This is a genomic window from Streptomyces sp. 15-116A, from assembly GCF_025290915.1.
Lineage (GTDB): Bacteria > Actinomycetota > Actinomycetes > Streptomycetales > Streptomycetaceae > Streptomyces.
Map to the genome: position 1 here is coordinate 25,137 of NZ_JAOCQE010000052.1, position 6,123 is coordinate 31,259.

General features: G+C 69.4%; 7 protein-coding genes and 1 pseudogene. 4 read left to right on the plus strand and 4 right to left on the minus strand.

The genetic code is table 11. From position 1 onward, the window contains the following. Nucleotides 1–64: 64 nt before the first annotated feature. The 3 genes from gcvH to N4P33_RS12195 all read left to right on the plus strand — a co-directional run bounded on the left by gcvH (nucleotide 65) and on the right by N4P33_RS12195 (nucleotide 3,173). Complete coding sequence (gcvH, locus tag N4P33_RS12185) at nucleotides 65–442, plus strand: glycine cleavage system protein GcvH (protein WP_260826394.1); 378 nt, start codon at nucleotides 65–67, stop codon at nucleotides 440–442. Between the two features lie 14 nt (nucleotides 443–456). Next, nucleotides 457–1,719 (plus strand): serine hydroxymethyltransferase, encoded by a 1,263-nt coding sequence (glyA, locus tag N4P33_RS12190; RefSeq protein ID WP_260826395.1) that lies wholly within the window; start codon nucleotides 457–459, stop codon nucleotides 1,717–1,719. Nucleotides 1,720–1,805: 86 nt separating this feature from the next. Further along, nucleotides 1,806–3,173 carry an L-serine ammonia-lyase gene (locus N4P33_RS12195; protein ID WP_260826396.1) on the plus strand — a complete coding sequence of 456 codons (1,368 nt, stop codon included), beginning with the start codon at nucleotides 1,806–1,808 and terminating at the stop codon, nucleotides 3,171–3,173. A gap of 68 nt (nucleotides 3,174–3,241) precedes the next feature. Here N4P33_RS12195 and N4P33_RS12200 read toward each other — a convergent pair whose 3' ends face one another. Then, the gene (locus N4P33_RS12200) at nucleotides 3,242–3,445 is read right to left on the minus strand and encodes a ferredoxin (RefSeq protein WP_260826397.1); all 204 of its coding nucleotides are present in this window, start codon (nucleotides 3,443–3,445) and stop codon (nucleotides 3,242–3,244) included. A gap of 11 nt (nucleotides 3,446–3,456) precedes the next feature. Continuing rightward, a complete protein-coding gene (locus N4P33_RS12205; RefSeq protein ID WP_260826398.1) occupies nucleotides 3,457–4,656 on the minus strand; it encodes a cytochrome P450 in 1,200 nt (399 codons plus the stop codon). A 427-nt stretch (nucleotides 4,657–5,083) separates the two neighbouring features. Here N4P33_RS12205 and N4P33_RS12210 point away from each other — a divergent pair, with 427 nt between their 5' ends. Next, nucleotides 5,084–5,680 (plus strand): Crp/Fnr family transcriptional regulator, encoded by a 597-nt coding sequence (locus N4P33_RS12210; RefSeq protein WP_260826399.1) that lies wholly within the window; start codon nucleotides 5,084–5,086, stop codon nucleotides 5,678–5,680. Here N4P33_RS12210 and N4P33_RS12215 read toward each other — a convergent pair. Together N4P33_RS12215 and N4P33_RS12220 are read right to left on the minus strand one after the other, a co-directional pair. Beyond that, nucleotides 5,628–5,882, minus strand: a complete 255-nt coding sequence (locus N4P33_RS12215) for an MbtH family protein (protein ID WP_260826400.1) — start codon at nucleotides 5,880–5,882, stop codon at nucleotides 5,628–5,630. The two genes, N4P33_RS12210 and N4P33_RS12215, sit on opposite strands and share 53 nt — an antisense overlap. Before the next feature lie 55 nt (nucleotides 5,883–5,937). Continuing rightward, nucleotides 5,938–6,123: pseudogene (locus N4P33_RS12220) on the minus strand (polyketide beta-ketoacyl:ACP synthase); the annotation flags it as partial.

The following is a 6,123-nucleotide window of genomic DNA, read 5'->3' on the forward strand; positions in this document are numbered from 1 at the left end:
CACGCACGCTTCACACAGCTCCCTCCGTCACCAGCCATCACCCCCGTACAGGAGAATTCAGGCCATGAGCAACCCCCAGCAGCTGCGTTACAGCAAGGAGCACGAGTGGCTGTCGGCCGCCGAGGACGGCGTCTCGACGGTCGGCATCACCGAGCACGCGGCGAACGCGCTCGGCGACGTCGTGTTCGTCCAGCTCCCCGAGGTCGGGGACACCGTGACCGCGGGCGAGACCTGCGGTGAGCTGGAGTCGACCAAGTCGGTCAGCGACCTGTACTCCCCCGTCTCCGGTGAGATCACCGAGGTCAACGAGGACGTGGTGAACGACCCGTCGCTGGTGAACTCGGCCCCCTTCGAGGGCGGCTGGCTGTTCAAGGTGCGCGTCACCGACGAGCCGGCCGACCTGCTCTCGGCCGCCGAATACGACGCCCACATCGCCGGCTGAGGAGTCGTATCCGCATGTCCGTTCTGAACACGCCCCTGCACGAGCTCGACCCGGCCGTGGCCGCCGCGGTCGACGCCGAGCTGCACCGCCAGCAGTCCACCCTCGAGATGATCGCCTCGGAGAACTTCGCCCCGGTCGCGGTCATGGAGGCCCAGGGCTCGGTCCTCACCAACAAGTACGCCGAGGGCTACCCCGGCCGCCGCTACTACGGCGGCTGCGAGCACGTCGACGTGGTCGAGCAGATCGCCATCGACCGCGTGAAGGAGCTCTTCGGCGCCGAGCACGCCAACGTCCAGCCGCACTCCGGTGCCCAGGCGAACGCCGCCGCGATGTTCGCGCTGCTCAAGCCCGGCGACACGATCATGGGTCTGAACCTCGCGCACGGCGGGCACCTGACCCACGGCATGAAGATCAACTTCTCCGGCAAGCTGTACAACGTGGTCGCCTACCACGTCGGCGACGACGGCCAGGTCGACATGGCCGAGGTCGAGCGCCTCGCCAAGGAGAGCAAGCCGAAGCTGATCGTCGCCGGCTGGTCGGCGTACCCCCGTCAGCTGGACTTCGCCACGTTCCGCCGGATCGCGGACGAGGTCGGCGCGTACCTCATGGTCGACATGGCGCACTTCGCCGGTCTGGTCGCGGCGGGCCTGCACCCCAACCCGGTGCCGCACGCGCACGTGGTCACCACCACCACGCACAAGACCCTCGGCGGCCCGCGCGGCGGTGTGATCCTCTCCACGGCCGAACTCGCCAAGAAGATCAACTCAGCCGTCTTCCCCGGTCAGCAGGGTGGCCCGCTGGAGCACGTGATCGCCGCCAAGGCGGTCGCCTTCAAGGTCGCCGCGAGCGAGGACTTCAAGGAGCGCCAGCGTCGTACGCTGGAGGGCGCCCGCATCCTCGCCGAGCGCCTGGTGAAGGACGACGCGAAGGCGGCGGGCGTGTCCGTCCTGACCGGCGGCACGGACGTCCACCTGGTCCTGGTCGACCTGCGCGACTCCGAGCTGGACGGTCAGCAGGCCGAGGACCGCCTCCACGAGGTCGGCATCACGGTCAACCGCAACGCCGTCCCCAACGACCCGCGTCCGCCGATGGTGACCTCGGGCTTGCGCATCGGTACGCCGGCCCTGGCGACCCGCGGCTTCACCGCCGAGGACTTCGCCGAGGTCGCGGACGTGATCGCCGAGGCGCTCAAGCCGTCCTACGACGCCCAGGCGCTGAAGGCCCGGGTCACGGCGCTGGCGGAGAAGCACCCGCTGTACCCGGGGCTCAACAAGTAGACACCGCCCGGGGTGCCGTGCCCGCCACAAGCAGGTACGGCACCCCACCCCCCCTCCGCATCACCCCCGCTTTCGAGGAGTCCCCCGTGGCCATCTCCGTCTTCGACCTGTTCTCGGTCGGCATCGGCCCGTCCAGTTCGCACACGGTCGGCCCGATGCGCGCGGCCCGCATGTTCGCCCGGCGGCTGCGCAACGAGGAGCTGCTGGGCTCCGTCGCCTCCGTCCGCGCGGAGCTGTACGGCTCGCTGGGCGCCACCGGTCACGGACACGGCACCCCGAAGGCCGTCCTGCTGGGCCTGGAGGGCGACTCGCCGCGCACGGTGGACGTGGAGACGGCCGACGAGCGGGTGGAGGCGATCAGGAGCGGTGGGCGGCTGAAGCTGCTCGGCGAGCACGAGATCGCCTTCTCCTTCGACGACGACATGGTGCTGCACCGCCGCAAGGCGCTGCCGTACCACGCGAACGGCATGACGCTGTGGGCGTACGACGCCTCGGGCGCCGAGCTGCTGTCGAAGACGTACTACTCGGTGGGCGGCGGGTTCGTCGTCGACGAGGACGCGGTGGGCGCGGACCGGATCAAGCTCGACGACACGGTGCTGAAGTACCCCTTCCGCACCGGTGACGAGTTGCTGCGCCTGACCAAGGAGACCGGTCTGTCGATCTCCGCGCTGATGCTGGAGAACGAGCGGGCCTGGCGCACCGAGGAGGAGATCCGCGCCGGTCTGCTGGAGATCTGGCGGGTCATGCGGGAGTGCGTGCAGCGCGGGATGACCCGGGAGGGCATCCTGCCGGGCGGCCTGCGCGTGAAGCGCCGGGCGGCGAACACCGCGCGCAAGCTGCGCTCCGAGGGCGATCCGCAGGCGCTCGCCATGGAGTGGATCACGCTGTACGCCATGGCCGTGAACGAGGAGAACGCGGCCGGCGGGCGGGTCGTGACCGCCCCGACCAACGGGGCCGCGGGCATCATCCCGGCGGTCCTGCACTACTACATCAACTTCGTGCCGGGCGCCGACGAGGACGGCGTGGTCCGCTTCCTGCTGGCCGCCGGCGCGATCGGCATGCTCTTCAAGGAGAACGCCTCCATCTCCGGCGCCGAGGTCGGCTGCCAGGGCGAGGTCGGCTCGGCCTGCTCGATGGCGGCGGGCGCGCTCGCCGAGGTGCTGGGCGGCAGCCCGGAGCAGGTGGAGAACGCGGCCGAGATCGGCATGGAGCACAACCTCGGCCTGACCTGCGACCCCGTGGGCGGCCTGGTGCAGATCCCGTGCATCGAGCGCAACGGCATGGCCGCGGTCAAGGCGGTCACCGCCGCCCGGATGGCGATGCGCGGCGACGGCTCGCACAAGGTGTCCCTGGACAAGGTCATCAAGACGATGAAGGACACCGGAGCGGACATGTCGGTGAAGTACAAGGAGACGGCTCGGGGCGGGCTGGCGGTCAACATCATCGAGTGCTGAGCGGACAGGCCTCGGCCAGCGCGTTTCGCGCCGTCAGTGGCCGGCTCCGGGTCCGGCACGGATGCTTCTCAGTCGTCCTCCGTGACCGTGATCGCGCCGCGCGGGCAGGCGCGGGCGGCCTCGTGGACGGAGTCCGCCTGGTCGGGGCCCGGCTCCTCGCACACGACGAACGCCAGGCCCTCGTCGTCGGTCTGGTCGAACACCTCCGGGGCGATCAGCACACAGGTGCCCGCCCCGCAGCACCTCTCCGGATCCACCGCGATTCTGAGCATGGCCCCTGCCGTCACCACTCCACGGGGAGTTCCGCCACGCCGTAGACGATGGCGTCGTAGCGGAAGCGGATGTCGGCCACCGGCGCCGTGGGCCGGATCTTGGGGAAGCGGCGGAACAACCGGTCGAAGACCACGGCGAGTTCGAGCCGCGCGAGGGAGTGGCCGAGGCACTGGTGCGGCCCGAATCCGAAGGCGACGTGGTGGCGGGCGCCCCGGGTGACGTCCACCGTGTCGGGGTCGGGGAAGACATCGGGGTCACGGTTGGCCAGGGACAGCAGCGCGATCACTCCCTCGCCGGCCCGGATGAGCGTGCCGCCGATCTCCGCGTCGGCGACGGCGACTCGGGTCATGCCGAGCTGCATGACGGTCTGGTGGCGCAGCAGTTCCTCCACCGCGTCCGCCATGGCCGCGGGGCCCTGGGTGGCTTGGGCGAGCTGGTCGGGGTGCTCCATCAAGGTCAGCGCGCCCAGACCGATCATGTGGGCGGTGGTCTCGTGGCCGGCGGCCAGCAGCATCCAGGAGATGGTGACGAGCTCCTGGCGGCTGAGGCGGCCCGGCTTGTACTGCTGCTCGACGAGCACGCTGATCAGGTCGTCCTCCGGCGCCTTCTCCTTCGCGGAGACGAGCGCGTCCAGATAGGTGCTCAGGCCCGCCTTGGCCGCCGCGAACTGCTCCTGGTCGCTGGAGCCGTCGAAGAGCGTGTTGAGGTAACCGCCGAAGGTGGCGTGGTCCTCGTGCGGGACGCCCAGCAGGCCGCAGATGACCCGGGAGGGGACCGGGTAGGCGAGCTCGCGCACGAGGTCGGCGGGCGCGCCGTGGGTGGCCATCCGGTCCAGGCAGTCCTCCACGACCTGCTCCACGAAGGGCCGCATCTTCTCGACCCGCTTGACGGAGAACAGCCCGGTCAGCATGCGGCGGTAGTGTGCGTGTTCCTCGCCGTCCATGCGGATGAAGGTGCCCTTGAGGACCGGTTCGACGGGCTTGGGGTAGAGGTGGGGGAAGCCCGGACGGCTCATGTCGGAGCTGAAACGCGGGTCGTCCAGGACCGCCCGTACGTCGGCGTGGCGCGTCAGCAGCCAGGCGGTCTGCCCGCTGGGCAGCGCGACCCTGCTCACGGGGGCGGTGGCGCGCAGCTCGGCGTAGCGCCCCGGAGGGTCGAAAGGACATGTGCGTGCCGTCAGCGGGAAGTCGAGACTCACTGCGTCCTTCATGATCACCTCGTCCGTCCCTTCGGGTGCCCGACCGCCAGCGAGGCTAGACGCGCGCCGGCCCTCCCGCTGCTCAATACTGAGCAGCGGTGGCTCAAATCACCTGCGCCGGGCGGCCGTTGACACCCGACCGAAGCGTCGGTTAGGACTCTTAGGCGGGGGCCGCCGCATCGGACACGGGTTCCATGAGAGCCGTCACGCATGTGTCCGGGGGGCCTCTGCCACTGTGGAAGGGTCAATCAACTCGGCAAGAACGCAAAGAGAGTCCGGCGCCGGGCCCGCAGACCCGGCCCGCCGGATCAGGAATCTCAGAGCCACGGGGGATTTCTTGACTCTGACTGCCACTCACACCGCCAGCCACCACGCCCACCAGGGATTTCACGCCTCGGTCCAGTCCGCCCTGCAGCGGATCGGGACCGGAACATCCGTCATGCGGGTCCCCCGCGGAAAACTCCTGTACGCGGCCGGAAGCCGGGACAGCAACGTCTATCTGGTCCTCGACGGATACCTGAAGACCACGACGGTGTCCATATCCGGAAAACAGTGTCTGCTGGGCATCCATTCACCGGGAGATCTCATCGGGGAGTCCTGTTTACTCAACAGCGAGCACTACGAGAGCGCCACGGCGATGACGCGCGCGACCTTGCGCAGGATTCCCCAGAGCAGTCTGATGAAGGCGCTCGGCGACGAGGATCTTTACGGTGATTTCCTGAGGCTGCTGACCCGTCGGCTGTGCGAGCAGCAGCAGTTCATCACTCATCTGGTGACCGACAACTGCGAGCAGCGCCTGGCTTTCACGCTGCTGCGGCTGGCCCGGAAGATGGGCGTCCAGCAGCCGGGCAGCCGCGTGGTGATGACTCAGCGCCTCACTCAGGAGGAGCTGGCCGGAATGGTGGGCACCACTCGGTCGCGGGTGGGTTTCTTCCTGAAGAACTTCCGCATGCGAGGGATGCTGGAGCCGGGGCCCGGCTCCCTCATGACCGTGAACATCCCGGAGCTGGTGAGGTTTCTGAACACCCGCGACTGACTCCCAGGGATTCCCGGGCCGGGCTCACGCCGGGGCCGGCCCAGTGCCGCTCCACATAGGCGAGGCAGTCGCCGCGGTCCGCCGGCCCGTGGACGGTCCTCCAGCCCCGCGGCGTCCCGGCGAAGACCGGCTGCAGCGCGTGCCGGCCCAGATCGTCGACCACGACGCAGAACTCCAGCTCGTCGTCCTCGAAAGGGTTCACTGCTCCTCCTGGGCGTCTTTGCTTCCGGTGGTTTCTCTGTCGGAGAGCGGCGCGTTCAGCGTCGGGTCGCCGGCAGGGCGGAAAAGAGGACGCTGCTGTTGAATCCGCCGAATCCGAATCCGTTGGACAGGGCGTGGGAGACGTCGGCGGGTACGGCCGCGTCCCCGGTGAACTCCGCGCCACGGGCGTCCTTGGGGGGTCTGCCGGGCGTCGGATGCAGGAAGCCGCCACGCATCTGTAC

What these genes read in the sequence shown, in the direction of transcription:
- gcvH (WP_260826394.1), top strand. Translation starts at nt 65, where the DNA reads ATGAGCAACCCCCAGCAGCTGCGTTACAGCAAGGAGCACGAGTGGCTG.
- N4P33_RS12205 (WP_260826398.1), bottom strand. Translation starts at nt 4,656, where the DNA reads ATGAAGGACGCAGTGAGTCTCGACTTCCCGCTGACGGCACGCACATGT.
- glyA (WP_260826395.1), top strand. Translation starts at nt 457, where the DNA reads ATGTCCGTTCTGAACACGCCCCTGCACGAGCTCGACCCGGCCGTGGCC.
- N4P33_RS12210 (WP_260826399.1), top strand. Translation starts at nt 5,084, where the DNA reads ATGCGGGTCCCCCGCGGAAAACTCCTGTACGCGGCCGGAAGCCGGGAC.
- N4P33_RS12200 (WP_260826397.1), bottom strand. Translation starts at nt 3,445, where the DNA reads ATGCTCAGAATCGCGGTGGATCCGGAGAGGTGCTGCGGGGCGGGCACC.